Annotated in this window: 24 protein-coding genes; 11 read left to right on the top strand and 13 right to left on the bottom strand. The window is 42.8% G+C overall.

Going from position 1 to position 26,747, the window contains the following annotated elements:
* The first annotated feature begins 167 nt into the window (after positions 1 to 167).
* Positions 168 to 1,847: a hypothetical protein gene (locus AC59JO_RS07400; RefSeq protein ID WP_497304440.1), complete on the top strand. Its 1,680-nt coding sequence runs from the start codon at positions 168 to 170 to the stop codon at positions 1,845 to 1,847.
* Positions 1,848 to 1,938: 91 nt separating this feature from the next.
* Here AC59JO_RS07400 and AC59JO_RS07395 read toward each other — a convergent pair whose 3' ends face one another.
* Positions 1,939 to 2,295 carry a response regulator gene (locus AC59JO_RS07395; protein ID WP_413668061.1) on the bottom strand — a complete coding sequence of 119 codons (357 nt, stop codon included), beginning with the start codon at positions 2,293 to 2,295 and terminating at the stop codon, positions 1,939 to 1,941.
* Positions 2,296 to 2,422: 127 nt separating this feature from the next.
* Between AC59JO_RS07395 and AC59JO_RS07390 the strand changes: the two genes are divergently transcribed.
* Both AC59JO_RS07390 and AC59JO_RS07385 read left to right on the top strand, forming a co-directional pair.
* Positions 2,423 to 3,577, top strand: coding sequence for a serine hydrolase domain-containing protein (locus AC59JO_RS07390; protein ID WP_497304438.1), 1,155 nt, complete (start codon positions 2,423 to 2,425; stop codon positions 3,575 to 3,577).
* An 18-nt stretch (positions 3,578 to 3,595) separates the two neighbouring features.
* Positions 3,596 to 4,018: an acyl-CoA thioesterase gene (locus tag AC59JO_RS07385; protein ID WP_091206624.1), complete on the top strand. Its 423-nt coding sequence runs from the start codon at positions 3,596 to 3,598 to the stop codon at positions 4,016 to 4,018.
* Positions 4,019 to 4,020: 2 nt separating this feature from the next.
* Here AC59JO_RS07385 and xerD read toward each other — a convergent pair whose 3' ends face one another.
* Positions 4,021 to 4,920 carry a site-specific tyrosine recombinase XerD gene (xerD, locus tag AC59JO_RS07380; RefSeq protein ID WP_413668059.1) on the bottom strand — a complete coding sequence of 300 codons (900 nt, stop codon included), beginning with the start codon at positions 4,918 to 4,920 and terminating at the stop codon, positions 4,021 to 4,023.
* Positions 4,921 to 4,960: 40 nt separating this feature from the next.
* Between xerD and aroQ the strand changes: the two genes are divergently transcribed.
* Complete coding sequence (aroQ, locus tag AC59JO_RS07375; protein WP_091206618.1) at positions 4,961 to 5,380, top strand: type II 3-dehydroquinate dehydratase; 420 nt, start codon at positions 4,961 to 4,963, stop codon at positions 5,378 to 5,380.
* Positions 5,381 to 5,628: 248 nt separating this feature from the next.
* Positions 5,629 to 8,172, top strand: a complete 2,544-nt coding sequence (locus tag AC59JO_RS07370; RefSeq protein WP_497304435.1) for a mechanosensitive ion channel family protein — start codon at positions 5,629 to 5,631, stop codon at positions 8,170 to 8,172.
* On the opposite strand, the gene AC59JO_RS07365 is transcribed toward AC59JO_RS07370, so the two are convergent.
* Complete coding sequence (locus AC59JO_RS07365) at positions 8,144 to 9,178, bottom strand: glycosyltransferase family 2 protein (RefSeq protein WP_413668057.1); 1,035 nt, start codon at positions 9,176 to 9,178, stop codon at positions 8,144 to 8,146. The two genes, AC59JO_RS07370 and AC59JO_RS07365, sit on opposite strands and share 29 nt — an antisense overlap.
* Positions 9,175 to 10,059, bottom strand: coding sequence for a lysophospholipid acyltransferase family protein (locus AC59JO_RS07360; protein WP_413668056.1), 885 nt, complete (start codon positions 10,057 to 10,059; stop codon positions 9,175 to 9,177). Before AC59JO_RS07360 ends, AC59JO_RS07365 begins: the two co-directional genes overlap by 4 nt.
* A 35-nt stretch (positions 10,060 to 10,094) precedes the next feature.
* Between AC59JO_RS07360 and AC59JO_RS07355 the strand changes: the two genes are divergently transcribed.
* Entirely contained in the window at positions 10,095 to 10,706 is a 612-nt protein-coding gene (locus AC59JO_RS07355) for a WbqC family protein (protein ID WP_497304433.1), read from the top strand.
* Positions 10,707 to 11,831 (top strand): magnesium/cobalt transporter CorA, encoded by a 1,125-nt coding sequence (gene corA, locus AC59JO_RS07350; RefSeq protein WP_497304431.1) that lies wholly within the window; start codon positions 10,707 to 10,709, stop codon positions 11,829 to 11,831.
* A 96-nt stretch (positions 11,832 to 11,927) separates the two neighbouring features.
* Here corA and AC59JO_RS07345 read toward each other — a convergent pair whose 3' ends face one another.
* Positions 11,928 to 12,191, bottom strand: coding sequence for a DUF3820 family protein (locus tag AC59JO_RS07345; RefSeq protein ID WP_413668053.1), 264 nt, complete (start codon positions 12,189 to 12,191; stop codon positions 11,928 to 11,930).
* A 36-nt stretch (positions 12,192 to 12,227) separates the two neighbouring features.
* Positions 12,228 to 13,163, bottom strand: coding sequence for an MBL fold metallo-hydrolase (locus tag AC59JO_RS07340; RefSeq protein ID WP_497304429.1), 936 nt, complete (start codon positions 13,161 to 13,163; stop codon positions 12,228 to 12,230).
* Between the two features lie 166 nt (positions 13,164 to 13,329).
* Here AC59JO_RS07340 and AC59JO_RS07335 point away from each other — a divergent pair, with 166 nt between their 5' ends.
* The gene (locus tag AC59JO_RS07335) at positions 13,330 to 13,569 is read left to right on the top strand and encodes a hypothetical protein (protein ID WP_121225340.1); all 240 of its coding nucleotides are present in this window, start codon (positions 13,330 to 13,332) and stop codon (positions 13,567 to 13,569) included.
* Between the two features lie 52 nt (positions 13,570 to 13,621).
* Here the strand turns inward: AC59JO_RS07335 and AC59JO_RS07330 are convergent, their stop codons facing one another.
* From AC59JO_RS07330 to AC59JO_RS07300, 7 genes are all read right to left on the bottom strand, one after another.
* Positions 13,622 to 14,932 (bottom strand): MFS transporter, encoded by a 1,311-nt coding sequence (locus AC59JO_RS07330; RefSeq protein ID WP_413668052.1) that lies wholly within the window; start codon positions 14,930 to 14,932, stop codon positions 13,622 to 13,624.
* 19 nt (positions 14,933 to 14,951) lie between these two features.
* A complete protein-coding gene (locus AC59JO_RS07325; RefSeq protein ID WP_497304426.1) occupies positions 14,952 to 15,614 on the bottom strand; it encodes a bifunctional 4-hydroxy-2-oxoglutarate aldolase/2-dehydro-3-deoxy-phosphogluconate aldolase in 663 nt (220 codons plus the stop codon).
* Positions 15,611 to 16,642, bottom strand: a complete 1,032-nt coding sequence (locus AC59JO_RS07320) for a PfkB family carbohydrate kinase (protein WP_497304424.1) — start codon at positions 16,640 to 16,642, stop codon at positions 15,611 to 15,613. The genes AC59JO_RS07325 and AC59JO_RS07320 overlap by 4 nt, the downstream gene beginning before the upstream one ends.
* Positions 16,643 to 18,043, bottom strand: coding sequence for a glucuronate isomerase (gene uxaC, locus AC59JO_RS07315; RefSeq protein ID WP_413668049.1), 1,401 nt, complete (start codon positions 18,041 to 18,043; stop codon positions 16,643 to 16,645).
* A 210-nt stretch (positions 18,044 to 18,253) separates the two neighbouring features.
* Positions 18,254 to 19,954, bottom strand: coding sequence for a sodium/sugar symporter (locus AC59JO_RS07310; protein WP_413671163.1), 1,701 nt, complete (start codon positions 19,952 to 19,954; stop codon positions 18,254 to 18,256).
* 54 nt (positions 19,955 to 20,008) lie between these two features.
* Entirely contained in the window at positions 20,009 to 21,334 is a 1,326-nt protein-coding gene (gene xylA, locus AC59JO_RS07305; protein WP_497304422.1) for a xylose isomerase, read from the bottom strand.
* A 111-nt stretch (positions 21,335 to 21,445) separates the two neighbouring features.
* Positions 21,446 to 22,921 (bottom strand): xylulokinase, encoded by a 1,476-nt coding sequence (locus AC59JO_RS07300; protein ID WP_497304420.1) that lies wholly within the window; start codon positions 22,919 to 22,921, stop codon positions 21,446 to 21,448.
* 130 nt (positions 22,922 to 23,051) lie between these two features.
* Here AC59JO_RS07300 and AC59JO_RS07295 point away from each other — a divergent pair, with 130 nt between their 5' ends.
* From AC59JO_RS07295 to AC59JO_RS07285, 3 genes are all read left to right on the top strand, one after another.
* Entirely contained in the window at positions 23,052 to 24,083 is a 1,032-nt protein-coding gene (locus tag AC59JO_RS07295) for a LacI family DNA-binding transcriptional regulator (protein ID WP_497304418.1), read from the top strand.
* Positions 24,084 to 24,394: 311 nt separating this feature from the next.
* Positions 24,395 to 25,717 carry a cytochrome ubiquinol oxidase subunit I gene (locus AC59JO_RS07290; RefSeq protein WP_413668045.1) on the top strand — a complete coding sequence of 441 codons (1,323 nt, stop codon included), beginning with the start codon at positions 24,395 to 24,397 and terminating at the stop codon, positions 25,715 to 25,717.
* On the top strand, positions 25,714 to 26,727 hold the full coding sequence (locus AC59JO_RS07285) for a cytochrome d ubiquinol oxidase subunit II (protein WP_413668044.1): 1,014 nt from the start codon (positions 25,714 to 25,716) through the stop codon (positions 26,725 to 26,727). Before AC59JO_RS07290 ends, AC59JO_RS07285 begins: the two co-directional genes overlap by 4 nt.
* Positions 26,728 to 26,747 lie beyond the last annotated feature (20 nt).

The following is a 26,747-nucleotide window of genomic DNA, read 5'->3' as shown; positions in this document are numbered from 1 at the left end:
GCTCCCAACCAATTAAACCAATGCTTCCCTAAATGGCAGCGGTTAAACCATTAAACCAATATTGCTATTTATGCCCGTTACCGTATTTAAACCTCCGTAGGTTTTTGCAGGTTATTCCTGTATCTCCGCTTAATAAACCAATCTATCAAAAAATTACATCTAAAATTATGAACTTAAAAAAACTTTATGTTTTAAGCTGCGCGCTTATCATAGGCATTGTTAGCGCCTGCTCAAAAAAAGAACTGGCAGGCAATCAGGCCAATTCACTGAATAATAATCAGCCAAAAATCAAAACAGCGGCTTCGGCAGTTGGCGATGTTGTGGGTAAAATTACAGTAGGCTACCAGGGCTGGTTTGCTGCTATCGGCGATGGCTCGCCCATTAACTTATGGTGGCACTGGTCAAACCCCAATAACCAGGCACCTAATTCAAATAATATCGGTGTAAAATCCTGGCCCGATGTACGGGAGTACACCAGCACTTATCAAACTGGGTTTGCCAATCTGAACAATGGCAGCCCTGCAAAACTGTTTTCCTCTTTTAATGATCAAACGGTAAATGTGCAGTTTCAGTGGATGCAGCAAAATAATATTGATTGCGCGGCGCTTCAGCGTTTTAACCCCACCGGCGGCGAAGGCCCGGTAAGGGATGCTATAACTGCCAAGGTTAAAACCGCCGCTGAGGCTACCGGCCGTAAATTTTATATTATGTACGATGTTGGCGGCTGGACAAACATGCAATCAGAAATTAAAACCGACTGGACAAACAAGATGTCGGCCTACACCACTTCATCGGCTTACGCTAAACAGAATGGGAAACCTGTAGTGTGTATCTGGGGCTTTGGTTTTAATGACGATAATCACCCGTTTTCGGCCGCGGTTTGCCTGGATGTGATCAATTGGTTTAAAAGCCAGGGTTGTTATGTTATAGGAGGTGTGCCCGCTTATTGGCGCGATCCTAATGCCAGCGAGGTACGGCCTAACTTTTTACCAACCTTTAACGCTTTAAATATGATCTCGCCATGGATGATCGGTAAGATCGGCACCATAACTGAAGCCAACAACTTCTATAACAATACGCAAGTAGGCGATCAGACCTATTGTAACGCCAACGGTATTGATTATCAACCTTGCGTACTGCCAGGTGACCTGCAATTACGTCAACGCGTACATGGCGACATGATGTGGACACAATTTTATAACCTGATTCGTGGTGGTGCGCAGGGATTATATATATCCATGTTTGATGAATATAATGAAGGTAACCAGATTGCCAAAACCAGTGAAAACTCATCATTTGTGCCTGCCGGATCCAATTTTTTATCACTGGATGAGGACGGTACCATTTGCTCTGCCGATTATTATCTGCGGTTAACCGGTGATGGCGGCAGGATGCTGAAAGGACAAATTGCACTTACTGCTGTGCGCCCGACGGCGCCTGTGGCAGGCGGCAGCAACCCAACCACACCACCCATAGGGCAAACAATAACCCTTAAAGGTTCAAATAATAACTATGTAAGCAGTGAAAACGGCGCACGGCCTATGAATTGTAACAGGGCAACTGCCGGGGGCTGGGAGCAATTTACCATTGTTGACGCGGGCGGTGGTAAAGTTGCCCTGTTAAATTCGGGTAAATATGTGTCATCCGAAAACGGTACCCAGGCTATCAACTGTAATCGCACGTCTATAGGCCCCTGGGAACAGTTTGATTGGGTAAGCAACGCCGACGGCACTATTTCGTTCAGAGGTAATAACGCCAAGTACATCTCAGGCGAGAACGGCACGCAGGCCATGACCTGTAACCGCGCTACTATCGGTGGCTGGGAATCATTTAGAGTCAATCAATAAGTTTATTTGGGGTTATTAAAAAAGGGAGGCTTAACCGGTCTCTCTTTTTTACCGTATAGAATATATTAAAGGGAGATTTTCGCCAATGGCACTATATCATCAGCCTCATCAAAACATCCACCAGTTCCTGAATTTCAAAAGGCTTACCAATATAAGCGTCTGCTTCTCCAAGGGCTGCTTTTTGTTTGATTGCCGGGTTGGCAGAAATCAGTACCACAGGGATTTCCCGGGTTACGGGCTTCGATTTAAATAAAATACAAATTATATGGCCGCTAATAATCGGCAGGTTCTCATCAAGTAAAAAACAATCGGGCTGTAAGGCTACCATTTCCTCCAGGGTGGTAAATGCCTTAAATCCAGACACCCGGAAGCCTTCGTTTTCAAGTAGCAACGTGGTAGATTCAAGGATATCGGGTTCGTCTTCTATTAATACAATGTGTTTGCTCATAAATTACCCTTATTCTACGAAAGTGCTTGCCTTAGTAGTTGTGTGGCCGCGAAAATATGATAAAATCTGTAACCATGTCGTTAATGCTTGCGTCTCAATTAGCATACACACTATACTCGGCCTTCCAATGAGAAATTACATACAATACTTATACCGTAAATGCCGCAGATCATTTATGCTTATCTGCTTAGTTTCATTTGTTTTTCGTAATATATCAGAAGCCCAAATAGCCACTTCAACCGGAGAAATCATCAGCAACGCCTCTATGGACAGCTTTCTGCAAAAGCAGATGGATTCACTAAAGCTCCCCGGATTGTCTATAGCATTTATCAATAAAGGCAAAATCGTTTATCGCCGTGCATTAGGTGTAACTGATATTAAAACGAAGAAGCCAATAGATGAACAATCAATTTTTGAAGCCGCCTCGCTTTCTAAACCGGTATTTACCTACTGGGCTATGAAACTGGTTGACCGGGGCGTATTAAATCTGGATACTCCTTTGTATAAATATCTTCCGTATCCAGATATCGCACAGGATGAAAGGTACAAACTGATTACTGCACGAATGGTGCTTTCTCATCAATCGGGCTTTCCAAACTGGCGCTTCTTCCCTGCCGATTCATCTTTACATGTTAAGCCGGGTGCGCTTTATTTGAATTTCAAACCAGGAACATCCTTTGGCTATTCGGGCGAAGGTTTTCTTTACCTGGGTAAAGTTGTTGCGCATCTGCTTAACCGGTCGTTGCAAAATATGGAGCCTGTATTTGAAAAAGATGTGGCCCAACTGCTGCATATGCCCCATAGCTCATACACTGCTAACCCATATATTTTGGAACACAAGGTAAAAGGACATCAAGATGGGCATATTGACCCTACGAATGGATTAAACTGGCCCATTTTGCCATCTTTAGGTATAGATTCAAATACGTTTAATCCTGCAGCTTCCCTGCATACCAACGCTTTGGATTACGCAGCTTTTATCATAGCGTTAATGAAAGACAAAGGATTAAGTTCAGCAAGCTTTAGAGAAATGTACCGCCCGCAACTGAATGTTCCGCTTCCCGAAGACTTTCGTAAGGCAGGCTATTCAACCTGGGGATTGGGCATAGCAATTGCGCAAAGTTCATCAGGTACAGTTTACCTGCATTCGGGCAATAATGGCAATTTTCAATCTGCTTTCATGATGGATAAAGCCCGAAAATCCGGCTATGTTTTTTTTACCAATTGCGATCACGGGAACGTTTTTAATGAGAAACTGGAGGCCTTCCTTTCGCTTAAATAGGATTACTATATTTGCTGCATGGATACACCACTCCAACTTTCCACTTTTGAATCTGAGTTTCGCGTACGCCCTGATGATATCGATATGTTTCAGCATGTGCATAACAGCAAATATTTTGATTATGTATTGGCTGCCCGTTATGATCAGATGGAACGCTGCTACGGTATGGCCATGGAAAAATTTATGGAGCGCGGCTTTGGCTGGGTGGTGCGTACAGCGCATGTTGACTATAAGCGCGCCCTAACCATGGGCGATTACTTTATTGTAAAAACCGGCATTGAAAGTATCGACGACAAGGGCTGCCGCGTAAAGTTTGCCATTACCAATAAAACTACAAAAAAAATCTGCTGCGATGGTTGGTTTGATTACGTGATGATTGATATGGCTACCGGACGCGGTGCAAAGATTCCGCAGGATGTGATTGATCAGTACCTGATCTGACCTCAACTCCGCGGGTGAAATTGGCTTATCGTACTTTTTAAATACTCCCGGTCTAAATGCGTATAAATCTCCGTTGTAGTAATACTTTCGTGGCCCAACATTTCCTGTACGGCACGTAAATCAGCGCCGCCCTCAACCAAGTGCGTAGCGAATGAATGGCGAAATGTATGCGGGCTTATCTTTTTCTTTAGCCCAATTGTTTCGGCAAGGCCTTTAATGGTTAAAAAAATGATCTGCCGACTTAGCCTTGTACCACGCCTGTTTAAGAAAACGTAGTCCTCCTCTCCTTTTTTGATGGGATTGTGGACCCTTACATTCTCTATCCAGAGCTTCATTGCTTTTATAGCTTCACTTCCTATAGGCACCAATCGTTCCTTATTGCCTTTTCCCGTCACCTTTATAAATTCAATATCAAGGTATAGGTTGGAGAGCTTCAGCTCGGTAAGCTCGGATACCCGTAATCCTGATCCGTACAGTGTTTCCAGGATAGCTTTGTTACGCATGCCTTCAGGTTTTGAAAGATCAAGGGCAGCTATAATTTTATTGATCTCTTCATAACTCAACGTATCAGGCAGCTTGCGCCTGATCTTTGGCGATTCGAGCAATTCTGATGGATCAGTTTTGATCATATCCTCCATCAGCAGGTATTTATAAAAAGCTTTGATGCCCGAAAGGATCCTGGCCTGCGATGAAGGGATCATCCCCAACTCATTTATCCAGTTGATGAACCCTCGTAAATCAGTTAAAGTAATTAATTCAGGTTTCAGTTTAACTATCTGTGAATCTGAATATTGATATAGTTTTTCTATGTCTCTGCTATAAGCTTCGATAGAGTTATCGGAAAGAGATTTCTCTAACTTTAAATATGCCTGGAAACCTTTTATTGCCGAACGCCAATCCAATTGATTTTAGTTTTGATGATTTATAGCTAAGTTTGAACTAATGAAGATACAAATTATAAATGGCCCAAATTTGAACCTGCTGGGCGTTCGCGAAAAATCAATCTATGGCGATGCCAGCTTTGAAACCTATCTTGAAACCCTGCGCCAACGCTTTGCAAACATCACTATTGATTATTATCAAAGCAATATTGAGGGCGAAATTATAAATAAACTGCATGAAATTGGTTTTAGTTACGATGGCATTGTGATGAACGCCGGTGCTTACACTCATACCTCCATCGCTATAGCCGATGCTATTGCCGCTATTAATACGCCGGTTATCGAAGTGCATATTTCCAATGTACACAAACGTGAGGAGTTCAGGCATAAATCAATGATAGCAGCCAATTGCCGCGGTGTAATTGCAGGTTTTGGAATGGATAGCTACAGATTAGCCATTGAAAATCTGTCGGTTAAATAAACTTTTGAGATTTCACCGATTGTATATGATTGCACCGATTTTTTGCGGTTTCGCAGATGAAAAGATTTTATCGATTTAGCGCTGACTGACTCACATTCAATGAAATCTTCATTGACTTTAAATGATGATTTCAAACGTTTAACGAACTAAATCGGTGGAATTATACAAAAATCAGTGTAATCGATAAAAAAAATAAAACGCTTTTGTCATAAAAGCGTTTAAACATTGCTTTTAGCTTATTGTTCCAGATGCTTAAAATATTCAGAGTTACCGCGCTAAGTTTACTTTTTGTTACGCTGCTATCCAGTGTTAATACGTTTGCTCAAACCAAAAAGAAAAAAACACATTCGGTAAGAGATTCGTTGCGGGCCTCTATCCTCTCGCGCGATTCGATGATGCGGGCGCTTAAACGTTCAGACACATCGGTAAATAATTTGCTACAAAAAGTAGAGTATTATACATCTGCTTTTAACCAGATTAAAAGCAATCTTTCAAAAAAGTTAGACACTGCTGATATCAGCACCAAATTGCCATCGTTTGAGCGGCGAGTTACGTTGATCAAATCGCTTATTGATAATGATAAATCAAGCACACTAAGATATCTATACACTATCAGAGATGTGCTTACCCGCAGCGATGACCAGCTTGACCTGTGGCAGGAGCAGCTTGCCGATATCAATAGCAAACTTGTTCAAAATCAAAATGATCTGGATGCCATATCACGCGATAGCGTACTGAAAATCCTGCCGGCCGATAGTTCATTAGCTACTACGTATCTCATCCAAAAAATAGCTATCGACAGCAAATACCACCGGCTTGATACTACCAATAAAAAGGTGATGGTAAAAATTGGGCTGTTGCAAAACCGAACTTCTGCCGTTTATATTACCATACTTGACCTTAAAGACCAAATTGATACCAAAATCAGGGATTTCAGTATCCGGGCCATGTCGCAGGAATATAGTAATATCTGGAACATGAATGCCGATGAGGGCAGCGACTTCGGCCCGGCAACAAAAGCTACAGCCGACATGAACGCCAAGCTGTTTAGCTTTTTCATTGGCCGGGATATTCTGCTCCATCTTTCGGGCTTGGTGGTTTTATTAGCATTTTTTGCTTGGGTACGTGCCAGTCGCCGAAGGATCTTACGGGATAATGATGCACCCGAAAATGTATTTGACCAGGCCAATTACGTAGTGAACTATCCGTTCGCGTCCTCGCTCATTTTAGCATTTACGCTGCTGCCTAATTTTTATGATCATCCACCGGTAGTGGTATTGGAGATGTTTTTACTGGTATTGATGATAGCCATACTTTACCTGGTAAAAAAGGCCTGTCCGGCGCCTATGTTCCGCTACATGCTCCAATTATTTGGCATTACCCTTATTTATAGCCTGAGCAACCTTTATATCCAGGTTACCAATATCGACAGAATAGCTATTTTAGTTTTAGGTCTTGCAGCATCTGTGCTAAGTTTCAGGTTTTTATCAAAAGTGCGTAAAGCTAAGGATGATTACCTGCCCTATACAAGTTTTATACTTAAGGTTTTTATATTTCTGCAAGCCTCATCGTTTTTATGCAATGTTTTCGGCAGGGTGAGTTTGGCTAAGATTATCGGCGTTAGCGTGGTGTATAACCTATGGCTCGCGCTGGCCTTGTATTACATAGTGCATATCATCATGGAAGCCTTATTCCTGCAACTGGAAGCAGGTAAAAAGAGCAACAACCTTACCTCTTTCATCGACTATAAATTACTTCAAAACAAATTCAGGAGCGTGTTAACCATACTTGCTACTATATTGTGGCTGGTGATGCTTACCCAAAACCTGAATATTGAGGATACAGTATTTGATTACCTGGGCGATTTCCTGACAAAGAACCGAAGCATAGGCGGCACAAATACCCAATTCACATTTCAAAGTGTGATCATTTTTGTAGCGGTGATCTGGCTGTCGTCTATCGCGTCGAAAATCATCAGTTACCTTTATGATATTGCTGCCAAGCATGCCAATGACATTGATGTCGCCAAGAAAAAAAACCGTACTTCTACCCTGCTTATCCGCATTGGAGTGATAGCTTTAGGCTTCTTTTTGGCGGTTGCTGCTTCAGGCGTACCTATTGATAAGATCACCATCATAATAAGTGCCTTTGGTATTGGTATCGGCTTTGGCTTACAAAATATTGTAAACAACCTGGTATCGGGTTTGATACTGGCTTTTGAAAAACCGATACAGGTTGGGGATATTATTGAGGTAGACAGCCGCTCGGGTACCATTATGGATATCGGTATCCGTGCAAGTAAAATAGCTACTGCCGATGGCGCCGAGGTAATTATCCCTAACGGCGACCTGATATCGCACCACGTGATTAACTGGACGCTAAGCAATAACAACCGCCGCGTTGAACTGATCATCGGCGTAGCATATGGATCTAATATTGAGCAGGTTAAGGCAATACTATTAAACTTATTAACTAACCATGATGATATCATGTCCCAGCCGTCGCCTTCTGTATTCCTGCATAATTTAAATGAAAGCTCGGTTGATTTCAGGATATTTTTCTGGGCTGCCGATATCAACACCTGGCTTAAACTTAAGAGCCGCGTATTAGCCGATATTTACGATGCATTTAATCGTGAAGGCATTGATATCCCATTCCGCCAGCAGGATGTGCGGGTTATATGGCCAAAGGGCTTACCACCTATTAAAGTAGAGGTTCCCGGCATAAACGAAACTGAAGAACCGGAACAAGGTACAGACGACACTAAAGCTCCGCAGGATCAAGATCAGTAAAATGGATTTTCTTTTTCACAAAGAAAGCCCAAACAATACTGCCTTTGTAAATACCTGCGGTATTTTGCACTGCGTTGCCTTTCGCCTTTTGCCTTTTACCTTTCGCCTTAAAAAGGCTTAACACAAAGCTTTGGTGCGCCCTGCTCACCGCCCAGGCATCTTTACGCTTGCCTTCCATTAAAAAACGGAGTAAAGCAAGCAAATCCATTATAAAACGGATACAGATCACCCAAAACGCACGTCCAAAAGGAAGGTTCTTTTTGATAAGAAACAAGTTGTTTCTGAAATTAAGATAAGTTTTAAATGGGTTTTCTGCGTTAAGTGTCCCACCACCAACATGAAAAATAGTTGATTCGGCGCAATACATCACTTTATAACCCATGTTTTTTAAGCGCCAGCAAAGGTCGATCTCCTCCATGTGGGCAAAAAAGCTTTCGTCAAAGCCACCAGCTTCATCCCATATTTTCTTTTTGATGAACAATGATGCGCCCGACGCCCAGAATACCTCACCCGATTGCTCGTATTGGCCGTTATCCTTTTCCAGTTCGTAAAAGATCCTGCCACGGCAAAACGGGTAACCATGTTTATCAATAAAGCCACCGGCAGCACCGGCATGTTCAAAATAATCTTTTTGAGCGTATGACCTGATTTTGGGAGCAGCTGCAGCAATTAAGCTATCGCTTTCCATTAATTCGATAACAGGTTCAATCCAGCCGGGGATAACCTCCACATCCGAGTTAAGCAAGATATAATAATCGGCATCAACCTGGGTCAATACACGGTTATAGCCCCCCGTAAAGCCGTAATTTTTATCATTTTGGATGACCCTTACCGACGGGTAGTTTTCGCGCATAAAAGCCACGGAATCATCAGACGAAGCATTGTCGCCCATCACAATCTCCAGGTTGGGATATGTAGATGATAGTACCGAAGGAAGAAATTGTTTAAGGTACTTTATGCCGTTCCAGTTTAAAATAACTACAGCAACTTTAGGTGTATGGGTCATCTATGTAAATCCTCCGGCTTAAACTTCCATCTCCGGTGCGACCATAACCAATACTGTGGTTCTCTCCTGATCATCCCCTCAAGGTATTTCACGTGCATATCTGTTATTTCGTGTTCGGCAGTTTCTTTTGGTGTTTCGGTAAGCGGGATCAGGGTGTATTCGTAGTACCCGCGCTTCACCCGTTTCATGTCGTAAAAAACAACGGCCGCGTCAATTGTTTTAGCAATTTTTTCAATCCCCAAAAATACAGCTGTGGGTTGGTTTAAAAAATTGGTAAAATAGTTTACCTCATGCATTACAGGGGTTTGGTCGCCTACCAGTACGGTTACAGTGAGTTCCTTGCGGTACTCCACCATTTTGCGCAGTGTTTGCTTCATGGCTACCGGCTGCCCGCCAAATCGTGACCGGATTTTAATAAAAAAATCATCGAACGTTTTATTCGATAGATTTTTGTAAACGATCATGAACCTTTTATCGGTAACGAAATTAAAATTGAGGGCCGCCATTTCCCAATTGCAATAGTGCCCTGCAACTGCAATAATACTCTTACCTTTAGCAAAGTACTCGAAAACCAGATCAGAGTTAGTAGCCACAACCCTTTTCTGAATTTGTTTTTCTGATACGGTGATCATTTTAATGGTTTCCACCATTAAATCTGACAGGTAGCGGTAGTATTTCCGTTCAATATCATGGCGCTCCTGATCTGTTTTTTCGGGAAAGGCATTACGGAGATTTTGCTGCACCACATCGCGGCGATAATGAACAATGTGGTAAATAATAACGAATGCTATATCAGATAAAATGTATAAAAACCAAAAGGGAAGCAACGATATCAGGTATAAAATTAATATACCAAACTTAGTAAAGCCCTTTTTTATCATTATTTTCGCCAATTTTGAGCACAAACATAAAATATATGATTGAAAAAGGCGCTGTATTACCTATGTTTTATCTTCCACCGGTAGATTATTTTGTACAGTTAAACACGTACAAGCCTGATATACTGATAGAAAGAGAGGAGCATTTTCCTAAACAAACTTATCGCAACCGGGCTAATATCTATTCGCCCGATGGTATGCTGGCATTGGTTGTGCCCGTAATAAAAGGTTCAAAAAATCATACCAAAGTTAAAGACGTAAAAATAAGCTACGATTTTATGTGGCAGCGCTTACATTGGCAGAGCTTACAGGCTTGCTACCGTCGCTCTGCTTATTTTGAATTTTATGAAGATGACTTTGCGCCTTTTTATGAAAAACAAATTACCTACTTATTTGATTATAACCAGGAGCTTTTTAACCTGCTGCTCAAGCTCACTAAAATAAAAACAGAATTAAGTTACACGGATGAATATCAACCCGAATACCCTAACCTGCATGATTTTCGGTTTTCTATCCATCCAAAAAGGGAACGCGAAATACAGCAGAAGCCATATTTTCAGGTATTTGAAGACCGGAAGGGCTTTATTAAAAACCTGAGTATTATCGATCTGCTATTTAACCAGGGGCCGCAAACAATAAACTATTTGTAAATGAATGGCAACTTGAAGCGTTTACGCTTTAAAAAACATAAACATGCAGGCAATGTAGGCGACAGACCGGGCACTATCAACGTGCCCAGCGATGCGCTTAAGCCCATTATCTCAGTTTATTCTTACAATAAGGCTGAATTGGTAACCTGTGAAGGCAAGGACATAAAAACTGCACTAAAGCAACTCCATAAATGTGATAATCATACCCATTGGATTAAAATAAACGGTTTGGGCGATGCCGACCTGATTGAGCAAATTGGCTTGCATTGCAATATTAATCCTTTGGTGTTGGAGGATATTGCTAACACCCATCAACGCCCTAAATTTGATGAGTATGATGACTATGCTTTTTGCACCAGCAGGATAGTTCATTTCAATAAAGAAAATGAGATTATCAACTGCCAGTTTTCGGCCATTATTAAAGATAACATTATTGTTAGCTTTGAGGAAGATCACACAGATCGTTTTGATGCAGTAAAGGCGCGATTGAAAGCCGGTAAAGGGGCTATTCGTACTGCAGGTCCGGGTTATATGTGTTATGCGCTTACCGATACCATAATCGACAACTATTTTGTTTTATTGGCGCAAATTGGAGATCATCTGGATGCGCTTGAAGATAAGCTTTATGAGAGTGCCGATAAAACAATCATGTTTGATGCCCAGCAGCTAAAACGCACGCTTATTGTGGTACGTCGTGCCAGCTGGCCCGAGCGCGATAAAATCAATGATATGATCCGGTCGGAAAGCCCGCTGATAACCCCAGAAGTTAAATTGTTTTTACGCGATGCCTATGATCACTGCATCCAGGCGATGGACCTTATTGAAAATTATAAAGAGGTAACCTCAAGCATTATCGATTTATACCTGTCGATGGTGAGCAACCGTATGAACGAGATCATGAAGGTGCTTACCATTATTTCGGTAATATTTATTCCGCTTACTTTCATTGCTGGTATTTACGGCATGAACTTTTCACGGCAGGATGATAAAGGCCATATCCTTCCGGATAACATGCCCGAGTTGTACTGGCACCATGGCTATATTTATGCCATTGTGTTTATGTTTTTGATAGCCATAATACAGGTGTTTGTATTCTGGAAAAAGGGTTGGTTTAACAGGTTGTAAAGTCCCTGTCCTCAAAAGGGAGTTATCGACAAAAAACAGAAAGAAGCATTACAGTGTGTAGTGCTTCTTTTTTATTTAGGGTGGTAACAAACACTATCAGAATCCTCCCCCTTTAGGGGGCCGGGGGGCTTGGATTTGTTTCTTCACCATGAAAAGGATCTCACCCAGGCCATTTGTTTTGATCTCGAATGTGGTTGATAACAACATCCCCATTTTATCTTTAGTAAAACCCTTGCCGGCCATCCACTCCAGGTATGATACGGGAATATCGGCTATGATAGTACCTTTATATTTGCCGTAAGGCATCCTGGTTTGTACAATATCGATGAGTATTTTGGGGTCTGGTTTTAAATTTTCCACACGGTAAAGGTAAGCACAAACCGGCGGGATTCTTCTTTATTCCTGTAATCCTCGGATAATAAAAAAAGTTGCCAGTGCAGCTGCAATACCGATACTTGCTTTTAATATCCCGCTGCTTACATATGGCGGGATATATTTTACGCCCATTTCATCGGCAATGGCAGGGTGGCCTACATAGCGGCCTTTTGCGGGTATTGCCAACTGCTCAAAATTATCTGCCAGCTCGTGCAGTTCATCATGAAGCTCACGACCGCGCATTACCGGGCCGTGGCCAGCTGCCACCGCGCGAGGCTCAAGAGCAGTAAGCCTGCGGACAGATTCGGCTGCTGCTTCCCAGTCGGTAGTGAAATACCGGGGCGGGCCGGTTAACTTCTTAAACGAACTAAAGGAATACAAAGCTGATTCGGCCTTAGTGGTTGAAAACGCATCGCCTACTACAAGGGTTGAATTTATTGGCAGGAACAGCGAAATATGCCCCGGTGTATGGCCAGGTGTGTGAATGACCTTCCATTCGGGCAGTTCAGGGATCCCTTCCTCCATATCGATTGCCTTTACTTTAGTACCGAGGTTTATGGGCGCTGTAGGAAAAAATACCGATAGCAGGCTCATTACCCCATCACGTAATGAAGGGTCGGCAGGCGGATATGATGACAGGCCGGTTAAATAAGGCAATTCAAGTGCATGAGCGTAAACGGGCACATTCCAGATCTTTAACAGTTCTTCAAGCCCTCCCGCATGATCGGCGTGGCCGTGCGTGAGTACAATAGCTGCCGGCCTTGTTCCGGGGCCAAAAAGTTCCTCGGCCATGGCAATGATCTTACCTGCCGAACCTTTTAACCCCGTGTCAACCAAAACCCAGCCCTTAGCAGCACCGGGACGGTTAGCTATCATGTAAACGTTAACAAACAATAATTTGGTTCCCCATACCCTTTGCGATACCTGGAAATATTTTGTGCTGAGCCTTCTGTTCATGGTTTATAATTGTTAACAAAACATAACTCGTATATTAAAAGTTTTAGCTGTGTTAAATTTAAAAAACAATTTTATCAGCTTAAAAACAAATAATATAGCGACTTACCTGATGCCGGCGCAAACAGAAGTTATCTAAGCCATGTTAGGTTAATAAATCGTAAATATTATGGAACAGCAATTTGATGCTACACTTACAGGAACCGATAGTGAAATTGACGGTATAGCGCAACAGGTAACCCGTCCCGGTTACCCAAATGCCTATGAATTTAAATCGATAGATGAAACGCTGCATTTGGTAATAGCCAGGGATCAAGACGGCGAATGGATCAGGCTTGATGGCACAGAGCCCTACCTTTCAAGCTGGATAGATGAACTTGCCGAACAGGCAGTAAGTCATTCTTTATAAAAAAGAAAGCCGGGGCTAATGCCCCGGCTTTCTGCGTAATAATTCAATCAGTTTAGTCTAACTCAATTGGTTTCATCCGGGGCACTAAAAAGTGCATGATGAGCCAGGCTAAAATGTAAGCGCTTCCGCAAACAAAAAACATAATGTAATAGGCAATCTCAATTTTATGGATTGAACGGTAATAAACGAACAAGTTTTTTTGTACGGCAAGCGACAGGAAAACCCCTCCAATAGACCCAAACATTCCACCCAAACCAGTTACCGAACCAATAGTACGTTTGGGGAACATATCGGAAACTGTAGTGAAAATATTGGCACTCCAGGCCTGGTGCGCTGATGCTGCTATTCCTATTACTATAACCGCAAGCCACATATTTACACCGCCCAAAATTTGAGCAAATATGATGGGTATTACTGCCAGTGCGTAAATAAACATAGATGTTTTACGGGCTTTAAACACCGGCCAATCTTTTTTGATCAGGTTCATGGGCAACCAGCCACCGCCAACGCTACCAAAGGTAGACATGGTATAAACCAGCGCAACAGGTATAGCTATTTGCGTGCCCTTTAAGTTATACTGGCTCTCCAAAAAATCGGGTAACCAAAACAGGTAAAACCACCATATAGGGTCGGTAAGGAATTTCCCTATTACAAATGCCCAGGTTTGCTTAAACGAAAGCAGTTTACCCCATGATATTTTCTTTTGTTCAACAGGCTGCAAAGCTTCGGTTTGGCTGTCATGATCGCTGTTAATGTAATCAAGCTCGGCCTTTGATACTTTACTGTGTTGCGCAGGTGCGCGGTAAATTACCTGCCAAAGTACCAGCCAAATAAAACCGATTGAACCGGTTATAATAAATGCCCAACGCCATCCCCAGGCTACCGCTATAAACGGAACCGTTAACGGAGCTACTATCGCACCTATGTTAGCTCCTGAATTAAAAATTCCTGTAGCAAAAGCACGCTCCTTTTTGGGGAACCACTCTGCAACGGTTTTAATAGCTGCAGGAAAGTTTCCGGCTTCACTGATACCCAAGGCAGAACGTACTACACCAAAGCCGAATGTGCTGCCTACAAAAGCATGGCATACAGCCGAAATACTCCACAGCAGCGTTGAAAGGAAATATCCAAGCTTGGTGCCGATCTTGTCAATGATCCTGCCGGCAGCCAGCAGACCTATAGAATATGCTATTTTAAACGCTATCTCAATATTGGCATAATCGCCATCATTCCACTTAAACTCCTTTGTAAGGTCTGATTTAAGCAGACTGATCACTGCCCGGTCAAGGTAATTAACGGTTGTTGCGAAAAACACCAATGAGCAGATAACCCACCGGTAGTTTCCAACTTTTTCTTCTCTCATTATAATTTAGGTTAACTGGCTATTTAATGGTTTGTACTATTTCCAGCAGCTTCAAAGTATCGTTATACAGCTTGTCGTACTCCTGGTTTTCGAGTACGCTTTTGCTAATGAGCTTGCTGCCCATTCCCACCGCGCATACACCGGCTTTAAACCAGGTACTGATGCTGTCATGGCTCAAGTCAACCCCACCCGTTGGCATGAACAACTGACCGGCAAATAAATCCCTGATAGACGATACAAATTCCGGCCCCAATATATTGGCCGGGAATATTTTTATTAAAGCAGCACCGTTTTGTTGGGCTAAATAGATCTCGGTTGGTGTCATGCTCCCCGGAATCCACAACAAGTTATGCTGCGCTGCAAGTTTGCCTACTTCGGGGTTAACAATCGGCGACACGATAAAATCAGCCCCGGCAGCAATAAAAGCCTCAGCTTCCTGAACACTTTTAATGGTGCCGATACCTAATTCCAAGCCAGGCATTTCGCCGTGGGCAAGGGCTTGTTTTAAAACCTTGAAATTTTCAAGGGCAGCCGGGCCACGGTTGGTATATTCAAATACCCGGATGCCGGCTTTATAAAGTGTACGGGTTATCTGCAGGCTCACCTCCGGATCTTTGTAAAAGAACAGCGGTAATGTGCCCTGCTTTAATATCGCGTCAAGTACTATATCTTTTTTACTCATTGTTTCATAGCATTATAAATTTCATTAACTGTTTTTGTTGTTGCATCACCTTCAATAAACAGCTTTTCAAAAGCAGCTGCCGTAGCAAAATCTAATAATTGCTGCGGATCCTGCTTGTTATAAAAGCCGTAAATAAGTCCGGCCATAAAGCAGTCGCCGCTACCTACCTTGTCAACCACTGTTTCGGTTGTATAGGTTGGTGAATGATAAAAGCGGTTGCCTGTATAAAGCGAAGTGTAATATTCAACACCTTTGCCGGCATCAAAACGGAAAGTATTAGCTACAGCCCGGCAACGCGGGTAAGCATCCATAATCCTTTCGGACGAATAAAGCCCTTCTTTCAGGTAGATGCTTTGCTGGCCCGACTCATGCATATCTGGCGTAACCGGGATACCAAGCATCGTTTCTTCGGCCCAAACATTGCCCATAATAATATCGGCATATTGTACCAACTTTGGCATAATCTCCACAGGCTTCTTGCCATACTGCCATAATTTGGGGCGATAATTAAGATCGACAGATATGGTAATGTGCTTTCTGCTGGCTGCCTGCAAAACCTCTTCGCAAACATCGGCGGCCAATTGGCTCAAGGCCGGGCAAATCGCACTGAAATGAAACCAGCTTACGCCTTCCAAAACAACATCCCAATTAACCATGCCCGGTTTAAGATCGGCAAAGGCCGAACCTGCACGGTCATATACAATGGCGTTATTCTTTACGTCTTTACCGCGGGTAAGGTAATAAAGCCCTATCCTGTTGCCGCTTTTGTGAATCGCTGAGGTATCAATATTTTTGCCTTGCAGATAGCTGACGATCTGTTCGGAAAGTGCATTATCAGGCAAAGCAGTAAAGTATTTTATCGGCTGCTCCCACAAGGCTAAGGCGTTGGCAACATTAAGCTCAGCGCCGCCTATAAAAAATGGCAGCTTATTTTCCGCAAGCCACTGGCCTTCGCCATCCGGACACATACGTAATAACAGTTCGCCAAAAGACAAGATGCTTCCCTTTGTATTTTCAATATTGCTCATTTAAAAATTGAAATAGTTTTTGGCGTTAAAGTAGCAAATATCACTCACGATCTTCCCTGTCCATTCAATATCATTTGGCAGTTCGCCATTTTCAATATCATCGCCCAACAGGTTACAAAGCAACCTGCGGAAATACTCATGCCTCGGGAATGACATAAAGCTTCGTGAATCTGTAAGCATCCCTACCAAACGGCTTAGTAAGCCCATGTTTGATAATGCATTCAATTGCTTGATCATCCCATCCTTCTGATCCAAAAACCACCAGGCCGAACCAAACTGCATTTTGCCTGCAACCGAACCGTCATTGTAATTGCCCACCATGGTAGCAAACAGCTCATTATCGGCCGGGTTAAGGTTATAGATAATCGTTTTGGCCAACTGGTTAGTAGTATCCAATCGGTTCAGGAATTTCGACAACGCCCTGCCTTGTGCAAAATCACCTATAGAATCCCAGCCTGTATCAGGACCTAAATTGGTTAATGCGCGAGCGTTGTTATTTCGTAATGCGCCAAGGTGAAATTGCTGCACCCAGCCTTTTTCGTGATCCCAAATGGCAAAGTAATACAACATAGCCGATTTGAATTTCAGGATCTCTAATGGCAACAATACTTCGTTGCTCCTGATTTTGGTAAAAATGGCAGCTATCTCAGCATCAGTATAATCTTCGGCATAAATTTGCTCCAGGCCGTGATCGGATAATTTGCAGCCGTTTTCGGCGAAGTAATCATGCCTTGCTTTTAACGCCGAAAGATATTCATCAATGTTGGATATGGATACATTTGCCACTGCTTCCAACTGGTCGATGTATTTGTTGAGCCCGGCAATATCGTCTGCATTCATAGCTTTATCAGGGCGGTAAGCGGGCAAGACTTTTACACTGAATGCATCCTGTTTCAGTTTCTGATGATAACTAAGATTATCCAGTGGATCATCGGTTGTACCTACAACCTCTACGTTTTTACTTTTCAGGATATTGCGGATGCTGAATTCTGGCGATTGTAGTTTTTCGTTACACTGGGCATATATTTTTTGTGCCGATACAGGTGAAAGTAACTCATCGATGCCAAAATACCGCTGCAACTCAAGGTGTGTCCAATGATACAATGGGTTTCTTAAAGTATAAGGTACGGTAGCAGCCCAGGCTGTAAACTTTTCCTCATCCGTTTTATTACCGGTGATATAGGCTTCATTAACTCCATTTGCACGCATAGCACGCCATTTATAATGATCGCCATAAAGCCAGATCTGGGTGATATTTTTAAAATTGATATCGTCGGCAATCTGATCTGGCGGAAGATGGCAGTGGTAATCAATAATAGGCTGATGGCTCGCAAACTCGTGATATAAGCGCTGTGCCGTTTTAGTTTGAAGCAAAAAATCCTGGTCTAAAAAATTCTTCATTGGTTGTTAACGGATGTATGCCAGGGTTAGTGACATAGTAGTTTATACTTGTAAGCGGCAAATTACACATCATATAGGCAAGTTGGAAGTAATAAGCCCAAACAATCCACGCAAACGTTTTCGTTAGCGGGTAAAAGTTATCGGCAATTACACAAAAAAGGCGACGAGTATTAACCCATCGCCTTTTCCTGTCTATTGGTAAAATTTCTGCTACCAGAAAATTGAGTACAATGCAACTACGATGCCGGTTACAATTAAGGCGCCTGCTAAGAAACCTCTTGAAGTTTTAAACATTGAACCATCAATTTCAAGGCCGTTTGTTGTAATGCCCCTGGCCTGGTCAATTTTTGAAATAATATACATACCGATAACGCAGAGAATAAATACAAAACCCATACGGTCAAGGAAAGGGATTTCATATAACTTGGTTACCTTATCATCCTGCAGGGCTAATTTTGAGAAACCATACGGCGACAGGAAACTCAGATCAATAAACCTTGGGCAAAGTTTAAAGAAGCATGAGAATATGAACCCGCCAATGGTTGCAAATAACGCGGCATTTGAAGTCGCTTTTTTCCAAAAGAAACCAAGGATAAACATAGCAAAGATACCAGGAGAAACGAAGCCTGTATACTCCTGAATGTATTGGAAGCCCTGTTTGCCTTCGCCCATTAATGCTTTACCGATAAGCTCAGATAACAGGATACCTAATAACAAGGCAACAAGTACGGAGATCTTACCCAGGTTAACCAGTTTTTTATCGGTAGCCTCAGGGTTGATTGCTTTTTTGTAAATATCTAACGTAAAGATGGTAGCAATACTGTTTGCTTTACCTGCTAACGAGGCCACAATTGCAGCTGTTAACGCAGCAAATGAAAGACCTTTTAAGCCGCTTGGCAATAAGTTTAACAGTGATGGATACGCTTTGTTAGGATCCAATACACCTGATGAGCTTGCCATTTCCTGGTGGAACATACCTTTTTGATATAACAGGTAAGCAGCAATACCAGGCAATACCACAATAACAGGCATCAGCAACTTAAGGAAAGCCGCAAACAGGATACCGCCACGGGCTGTTTTAAGGTTTGCACCCAGGGCCCTTTGCGTGATATACTGATTACAGCCCCAGTAGTTAAGGTTGGTGATCCACATACCGCCTATCAGTACCGATAAGCCCGGAAGATCCATATAATTTGGATTATCCTTTTTAAAGATCATATGGAAGTGATCGGTAGCTTCGTTATGCAGGATCTTGAAACCGTTTAATAGGCCCGTAGTACCTTCTTTTTCACTTAATAAAGTAAGTGCAAGGTAAGACGCCATTAACCCACCCAGTATCAATACCGCTACCTGGATAACGTCGGTATAGCCAATAACTTTCATACCTCCCAGGGTAATAACAGCCGAGAATATAGCAAGCAGCCAGATACACAGGTGAATATCCAGGCCTGATATTCCGCTTACAGCTAATGCACCAAGGTAAAGGATCGACATTAAGTTAACCACGATGTACAGCAACAGCCAAAAGATGGCCATGATCATGGCTACTGTTCCGTTATACCGCTGATGCAGGAACTGCGGCATGGTAAAGATCTTGTTTTTAAGATATACCGGGATAAAGAAAACCGCCACAATGATGAGGGTAATAGCAGCCATCCACTCGTAAGTAGATATTGCCAGCCCCATTTTAAATGCAGACCCACTTGTACCTATAAATTGTTCGGCAGAAATATTTGAAGCGATGAGCGATGCGCCGATAGCCCACCAGGTTAAAGATCCTTCGGCCAAAAAATAGTCCTTTGAGGTGGCATCGGCGTTATGTTTACGCTTATACACCCACCAGCCGTAACTGGCAACAATTACAAAGTAGATAAAGAAAACAGCATAATCGCCATTCGAGAGGGTTTTCAGGTTCATTGTTTTGGTTTGTCTTTGGGTTTAATATGTATGATTGACAATTATAAACTATATATATCGATTTATCAAATTTTCGATGTATTCTTGTTTACCGCTTGTCACTTTTGGTTCACCATTAGCGATCGCATAGTTACGCAAATCTTCCAAAGAAACCTTGCCTTCTTCAAAATCTTTCCCGGTGCCGGCATCAAATGAGGCATACCTTTCGGTACGTAATTTTTTGTATTCTGATTTCTGCAGGATGTTATCGGCAGTTATCAACGCCCTTGCAAAAAGATCCATACCACCAATGTGCGCATAGAACAAATCAGCAGGATCAGTTGAGTTACGACGGATCTTAGCGTCAAAGTTAATACCACCGCCCTGGAAGCCGCCTGCTTCAAGAATGATCAGCATGCATTCGGTTACTTCATTGATATCGTTCGGGAATTGATCTGTATCCCAGCCGTTCTGTGAATCGCCACGGTTAGCATCGATAGAGCCTAATAAACCAGAATCGGCAGCTACCTGAAGCTCATGCTGGAAAGTATGGCCGGCCAATGTAGCGTGGTTAACTTCAAGGTTCAGTTTAAAATCATTGATCAAATCGTATTTCTGTAAAAAGCCTAATACAGTAGCTGCATCATAATCATATTGATGCTTGGTTGGCTCACATGGTTTTGGCTCGATAAAGAATGTGCCTTTAAAGCCTTGTTTACGGGCATAATCTTTAGCTGTGTGTAAAAACTTAGCCAAATGCTCCTGCTCGCGTTTCATATTGGTGTTAAGCAGGCTCATATAACCTTCGCGGCCACCCCAGAAAACATAGTTTTCACCACCTAAAGCGATAGTTGCGTCCATTGCAGCTTTTACCTGCGCACCGGCATGTGCCAATACATGAAAATCGGGATTGGTTGAAGCGCCGTTCATGTAACGTTTGTGGCTGAACAGGTTTGCTGTGCCCCAAAGCAATTTTACACCACTGGCAGCTTGTTTTTGTTTAGCATAATCAACCAAAGCCTGTAAACGGCGATCATTTTCGGCAACGTCATTGCCATAGTCAACTACGTCAACATCGTGGAAACAGTAATAAGGCAGGTTCATTTTAGTCAGGAACTCAAATGCTGCATCCATCTTGTCTTTAGCACGCTCTACAGCGTCTGCTTTTTCATCCCAGGGGAAAACATGCGTTGCGCCACCAAATGGATCGGCACCATTACCGCAGAACGAATGCCAGTAAGCACCTGCAAAGCGTAAATGATCTTTCATGGTTTTGCCAGCCACTACCCTATCAGCGTCGTACCAGCGAAACGCCAGTGGGTTACCTGATTCAAGGCCTTCAAATTTTATCTGGCCTATTTCTTTGAAAAATTCCTTTTCTCCTGTTACTATCATTTTAATTATTGAATTAGTGAGTTATTGAATTAGTGATTTTTTTATTGGATAATTGTTGAATTATTTATTTGGATACACGGGCAACACTTTTCACCTTTAACCTTTTCCCTTTCACCTCAGTTTCGCCTCTAAAAGGGCCTTCCACTCCTGGTAAACCGGTTCAAACGCATCAGTTGTTGGTTCAACTAACTTGATGGCTTTGATATTGCTGAATGCGTCTGCAGGTGATTTGAAAATACCGGCACCTATCCCTGCCCCTAATGCTGCGCCAACGCTGCCATCATTATTATAAAGCTCAACGGGTACACCTGTAGCATTTACAAAGGTTTGGGTAAACAGATCGCTCAGGAAAAGGTTGCTTTTGCCTGCACGGATCACAGTTGGGTTCATGCCATTGCCGCGCATAATGTCAAAGCCATAGCGGAATGATGAGGCTATCCCCTCCTGCACAGCCCTGAAAATATGTGCCGGGGTATGCAGGTTAAGATCGATGTTTTGAAAATGCGCGCCTACCTGCTTGTTATTTAACATGCGTTCGGCACCATTGCCAAAGGGCAATACCTGCAGCCCTTCGCTGCCTAAAGGCGCTTTTTCGGCTTCGGCATTCATTTGGTTGTAGCTGTAGCCGGTTCCGAAGGTGTTTTTTACCCAGCGATACAAACTACCTGTTCCGTTAATGCAAAGCAGTACACCAAGTCTTTTTTGTTCGGAGGCATAGTTGACGTGCGCAAAAGTGTTGATGCGCGATTGCTGATCGTAAACCAGTTGATCATCAACACCATATATAACGCCTGATGTGCCCGCAGTAGCTGCTACTTCGCCAGGGTTTAACACATTTAACGATAAAGCATTATTAGGCTGATCGCCTGATTTATAGGTAACCGGGATGCCGGCTTTTAAATTCAGTTTTTCGGCGACGGATGCCTGCAAAGTTCCGTGTGAAGAAAATACGGGGTTAATAACCGGAAACAGGCTTTCATCAAAACCAAAGTAACTGACAACCTCTTTGGAGATGCCATTAGTCTTGAAATCAAAGAACACACCTTCAGACAGCGCCGATACCGATGTGGTAATCTCCCCGGTTAGTTTCATGGCAATATAATCGCCAGGCAGCATGATCTTATCAATTTTGCTGTAAATCTCCGGTTCATTTTCCTTTACCCAGGCCAGTTTTGAGGCCGTAAAGTTCCCCGGAGAATTAAGCAGATGCGACAGGCAATGCTCCTCGCCTATTGCTGCAAAAGCTTTATCACCAATTTCAACGGCGCGGCTATCGCACCATATAATACTATCGCGAAGTACGTTTTGATCCTTATCAACAAGTACAAGCCCGTGCATTTGATAAGCGATACCAATGGCAGCTATATCGCTTGGGTTGTAACCGCCTTTAGCATGACAGCGCTCCAATGCTTTTTGTGCCTGCTCCCACCACATTGATGGTGATTGCTCGGCCCAGCCGGGGTGCAATGCTTTTATTGGCGACTCCTGGTCGGGGTATTGTGCCGAAGCAATTGTATTTTGAGTTGCGGCATCAACAACACTTACCTTTACCGACGACGTACCTATATCGATCCCTAATAACAGCATAGCCTATTCAGATTTTTGTATGATTTTTTGGTTGTATTTATTAATTGGTAACTTAACGCAACGAAAATAAAGAAATAAATAAAAATTGCAATCGATTGCGTAAAATATTTTTTCCAACTTGCACGCTATAATGAAGAAAGTTAAACGTACCACCATTTATGACATTGCCGCCAAGCTCGGCATAACTGCCTCTTCGGTATCAAGGGCACTGAACAACAGCAGCCAGGTAAACGAAAAAACAAGGGAGCTGATCATTAAAACTGCCGATGAACTGAATTACAAACGCAATACCCTTGCTTCAAACCTGCGCAAGGGGCATTCAAAAACCATTGGCGTGGTGGTACCACGGATAAACCAGAACTTTTTCAGTAATGTAATAGCCGGGATTGAGGAAACAACCTATCAAAAAGGATACAACCTGATCATCTGCCAGTCGGGCGAGGTGCATGATAAAGAAATTCAGTGCGTAAATACTTTGATTAACCAACATGTGGATTGCATTGTGATCTCTGTATCAGCTGATAGCTATGATTACCAGCACCTGCAAAACGTACTTGACCATGGTATTCAACTCATCCAGTTTGACCGCGTTGCGGAAGAACTGGAAACGCTTAAAGTGATCAATGATAACGAACAGGCTTCATTTGAAGCGGTATCGCACCTGATAGAAAACGGATATAAACGTATAGCCTTACTGGAAGGCCCGCAAAACCTTAATATTTTTCGCCAGCGTAAAAATGGGTACCTGCGGGCCTTGGAAACTCATAAGGTGAAAGTTATTGATGAATTGGTAGTTGAAAACGCCTGGACAAAAGAGCTTGGTGCCGAAGCTACCCGTAAACTGCTTAATCTCCCCCACCCACCGGACGCCATATTTGCTTCAACATCTGATTTTTCGGCTTTAGGTGTTTTGGAGGTTGCTAATGTTATGAATATCAAGGTACCTTCAGAATTGGGCATTTGCGGTTACTCCAATGAAGCTTTTACAGAGATTACCAGTCCGTCGATAACTACTATAGATCAGTTCAGTATTTATATGGGCAAAACCATTGGCAACCTGTTTTTCCAGGAGAACGCCAGTACTGAGGTTTCGGTTAAACCAAAGATCATCAGTATAAAACCGGAATTGATCATCAGGGGATCAACGACGAAAAAAGGGTAAGCCCGAGCCCCTCTAAATCTCCCCTGAAGGGGAGACTTGAAAAAAGCAACTGGCGCAAGTATGAAGAGCTGGCAAAGAGCAGAAAGGTTAATTGTGACGATCTAAAACAGTCACGGGTACTTTACGCTTTCGGCCAGCGCTGCATGCTCGCGCCAGAAAAAGGTTTTATAGCTCAATTATTACTAAATAATCACTACTAATCCAACTTTTCTTCAATAAAAAACACACTTTAAATTCAATATCGATAAGCATTTAGTTACAGATTTGTTACATTAACATTTAATTTCAGCCATTATTTAAGTATAACACGTATGGATGATTTTTTAGCGGCCAGATCCCAAATGGCCTTATCGTTAGGTTTTCATATCATATACTCCTGTATCGGTATGGTGATGCCGGTTTTTATGGCCATATCACACTTCAAATGGATAAAGACGCAGGATCCTGTTTATAAAAACATCACTGTTGCCTGGAGCAAGGGCGTGGCTATCTTTTTTGCCACCGGTGCTGTATCGGGCACCATGCTCTCGTTTGAGCTTGGTTTGCTTTGGCCGGGCTTTATGAGGCATGCCGGACCTATCTTTGGTATGCCATTCTCCCTGGAAGGTGTGGCCTTTTTTATTGAGGCGATAGCATTAGGCTTATTCCTTTACGGGTGGAACCGGTTAAATAACTGGGTACACTGGACAGCCGGAATCATTGTTGGTGTGAGCGGTGTTGCATCCGGCATCCTGGTTGTAGCCGCCAATTCGTGGATGAATAGTCCGTCAGGATTTGATTTTGTGAACGGGCAGTATATTAATATCGACCCGGTAAAAGCCATGTTCAACAAGGCCTGGTTTTCCGAATCATTACATATGATCATTGCAGCGTTTTCAGCAACAGGTTTCGCAGTAGCGGGCATCCATGCGTTAATGATATACAGAAAGAAAAACATTGCTTTCCATACCAAGGCATTTAAAATCGCCATTATATTCGGAGCAGCCGCAGCAATTCTGCAACCCTTTAGCGGTGACCTTTCGGCCAAAAACGCAGCCAAACGTCAGCCTGCAAAACTGGCCGCAATGGAGGCATACTTCCACACTCAGGAATATGCACCGCTGGTTATTGGCGGCATTCCGGATACAGCAGCTAAAAAGGTAAATTACGGTATAGAAATTCCTGGTTTATTAAGCTTCTTAGTACATGATAACTTTAAAACGCCGGTAAACGGGTTGGATAAGATCCCTGTAAAAAATCAACCACCGGTAGCCGTTACGCACTACGCGTTCCAGATCATGGTAGGTATAGGCGTTTTGATGATGCTGATCGGGATCATCTATTTTTATGAACTCTGGAAAAAGAAAGACCTGATCTCCAAACCCTGGTTTCTGAAAACCTTCATTTGGGCTACCCCACTTGGTTTTATAGCCCTTGAAGCCGGGTGGACAGTTACAGAAGTTGGTAGACAGCCCTGGATTATACAGGGTGTTATGCGCACCAGCGAGGCGGTTACCCCCATGCCCGGCATTCAGTATTCGTTTTACCTGTTCAGCTTTATTTATTTTACGCTGAGTGTTGCTGTTATATTTTTATTGAAAAGGCAGATCCAGATGGTGCCCGAATTGTATGACCGTAAAACTGCACAGCCATGATGCTATATATTGTAATCCTCTTCCTTTTTGCGGCAATCACGCTTTACTTTTTATTAGGCGGGGCCGATTTCGGTGCAGGCATAATCGAACTTTTTACATCAACAGATAATAAACACCGCACCCGTAAGATCATGTACCAGGCCATCGGCCCTATTTGGGAGGCCAACCACATGTGGCTCATCATTACTGTGGTGGTGCTATTTGTTGGATTCCCGGTTATTTACAGCGAAATGTGTATTTACCTACATATTCCGTTATTGATAATGCTACTTGGTGTAATTGCCCGGGGTACGGCATTTTCATTCCGTAACTATGATGCTATTAAAGACGAAAAAACACAGGCTTTTTATACCCACATATTCGTTTATTCTAGCTTTGTTACACCGCTGTTCTTGGGCATCATCGCTGGCAGTGCTTTATCGGGTCAAATTGATCCAAAAGCTACTGACTTCGTACATGCTTACATATTTAGCTGGTTTAATTGGTTTTCGGTATCCGTTGGCTTTTTTACCGTGGCACTGTGCGGCTTCCTTGCAGCTATATATATAGTAGGCGAAACTGAAGACGTTGACGAAATCAAGCGTTATATCCGCAAGGCAAAAATCATGAACATTGCTGCGGTAATATGTGGTGCATTAGTGTTCTTAGCATCTCATTTTGAACATGTTCGTCTTGCAAACTGGATTTTTGGCAACCCCGTAAGTTTAGTTGCAGTAATAGCTGCAACAATTTCATTAGCTGTGCTTTATCTGATCATATCACATCGCCGAAACCGGCAATGGATCAGGGTACTGGCAGCTTTCCAGGTGTGTATGATATTGATATCGGTTGGGTTTTCACGCTTCCCAAGGTTTGTTATTTTTAAGGATGGCAGTTCGATGTCTTTACTTACCGAACACGCCAACAGCAACAGTATAGATGACTTAGGCATTGGTTTATTGGTAGGCAGTTTATTTATATTGCCGGCGTTGGGGTATTTGTATTATGCGTTTAAAAAGAAAGACCGCTGAGTTTTTTGATTACGCTGATT

The organism is Mucilaginibacter sp. A5337 (assembly GCF_059690695.1).
Note: the sequence above shows the minus strand (reverse complement) of the source record. Positions and strands in the feature narration are given on the sequence as shown.